1 protein-coding gene is annotated in these 2,479 nt (G+C 48.4%); it reads left to right on the forward strand.

Annotated elements, in window-relative coordinates:
• On the forward strand, nt 1–2,479 hold a 2,479-nt coding region (locus L4C39_RS19920), incomplete at both ends, for a VCBS domain-containing protein (RefSeq protein ID WP_429747726.1).

Here is a 2,479-nt window from a genome sequence, read left to right on the forward strand (position 1 = left end):
CTATTACCGTTACCATTACGGGCGTGAATGATGCCGCAGTCATTACGGGTGTCGATACAGGTGCCGTAATTGAAGATGCCGCCAACCCAACGCTCAGTGATTCGGGCAAGTTGGAGATCACTGATGTTGATGGCACTGACGAAGCGAAGTTTGATATTAGCAGTGTCGCACCTGCCACTGACGCACTTGGCAGTATCACCATTGATGAATTAGGCAACTGGGATTACTCCGTCGCCAATGACAAAGTACAGTATCTAGGAGAAGGTGAGACAAAATCAGAACAGTTCACCGTCAAATCGTTGGATGGAACAGATCACACCATCACCGTTACGATCACGGGCGTAAACGATGCCGCTGAAATTACAGGTATCGATACTGGCGCAGTGATTGAAGATGCCGCCAATCCAATGCTCAGTGATTCCGGTAAGTTGGAAATCACTGACGTCGATGGCGCTGACGAAGCGAAGTTTGATATTAGCAGCGTAACACCTGCCGCTGACGCACTTGGTAGTATTACCATTGATGAATCTGGCAACTGGGATTACTCCGTCGATAATACCAAAGTGCAGTATCTTGGCGAAGGTGAGACTAAATCTGAACAGTTCACCGTCGAATCGTTGGACGGCACCGAACACACTATCACTGTGATCATTACGGGCGTGAATGATGCCGCTGAAATTATAGGTGTTGATACTGGTGCAGTAATTGAAGATGCCGCCAACCCAATTCTCAGCGATTCCGGAAAACTGGAAGTCACTGACGTCGATGGCGCTGACGAAGCGAAGTTTGATACCACTAGCGTGGTGGCCAGTGCGGGCGCATTAGGTAGCCTTATTCTCGATGAATCTGGCAATTGGGATTACTCCGTCGATAATGCCAAAGTGCAGTATCTCGGAGAAGGTGAAACCAAATCCGAAGTGTTCACCGTCAAATCGTTGGATGGAACAGATCACACCATCACCGTTACGATCACGGGCGTAAACGATGCCGCTGAAATTACAGGTATCGATACTGGCGCAGTGATTGAAGATGCCGCCAATCCAATGCTCAGTGATTCCGGTAAGTTGGAAATCACTGACGTCGATGGCGCTGACGAAGCGAAGTTTGATATTAGCAGCGTAACACCTGCCGCTGACGCACTTGGTAGTATCACCATTGATGAATCTGGCAACTGGGATTACTCCGTCGATAATACCAAAGTGCAGTATCTTGGCGAAGGTGAGACTAAATCTGAACAGTTCACCGTCGAATCGTTGGATGGTACCGAACACACCATCACCGTGACTATTACTGGTGTAAATGATGCTGCCGAGATCTCTGGCGATGCATTGGGCTCTGTCGTAGAAGACACTAACTCGCCAATGCTAAGCGACAATGGTTCATTACGAGTTTCTGATACGGATGGCAGTGATGAAGCCAGCTTTAAAACCAATAGCGTGGTTGCTGCGACTGGAACCCTTGGTGCGCTCACTTTAACGGAAGCGGGTGATTGGAGTTACTCTGTCGCTAATGCTGCGGTGCAATATCTCGGTGAAGGTGAGACTAAATCCGAAGAGTTCACCGTTGAATCGTTGGATGGAACAGATCACACCATCACTGTTACGATCACGGGCGTAAACGATGCCGCTGAAATTACAGGTATCGATACTGGCGCAGTGATTGAAGATGCCGCTAATCCAATGCTCACTGATTCTGGCAAACTAGAGATCACCGATGTTGATGGCGCTGATGAAGCGAAGTTTGATATTAGCAGTGTCACACCTTCCGCTGGCGCACTTGGCAGTATCACCATTGATGAATCTGGCAACTGGGACTACTCCGTTGACAATGCGGCAGTGCAGTATCTCGGAGAAGGTGAAACTAAATCTGAACTGTTCACTGTTGAATCTTTGGACGGCACCGAACACACCATTACCGTTACCATCACCGGCGTGAATGATGCTGCTGTCATTACGGGAGTGGATACTGGTGCGGTGATTGAAGATGCCGCTAATCCAATTCTGAGTGATTTCGGAAAATTAGAGATCACAGACGTCGATGGGGTTGATGAAGCGAAGTTTGATACCAACAGCGTAACAGTCAGTACTGGCGTATTAGGTAGCCTTACTATTAATGAATCTGGCAACTGGGACTATTCCGTCGCCAATGAAAAAGTGCAATATCTCGGAGAAGGTGAGACCAAATCCGAACTGTTCACCGTAGAGTCGCTAGACGGCACTGAGCATACTATTACCGTTACCATTACGGGCGTGAATGATGCCGCAGTCATTACGGGTGTCGATACAGGTGCCGTAATTGAAGATGCCGCCAACCCAACGCTCAGTGATTCGGGCAAGTTGGAGATCACTGATGTTGATGGCACTGACGAAGCGAAGTTTGATATTAGCAGTGTCGCACCTGCCACTGACGCACTTGGCAGTATCACCATTGATGAATTAGGCAACTGGGATTACTCCGTCGCCAATGACAAAGTACAGTA

Origin of the sequence: Vibrio clamense (assembly GCF_050337905.1) — a bacterium.
GTDB classification, from domain to species: Bacteria; Pseudomonadota; Gammaproteobacteria; order Enterobacterales; family Vibrionaceae; genus Vibrio; species Vibrio cortegadensis.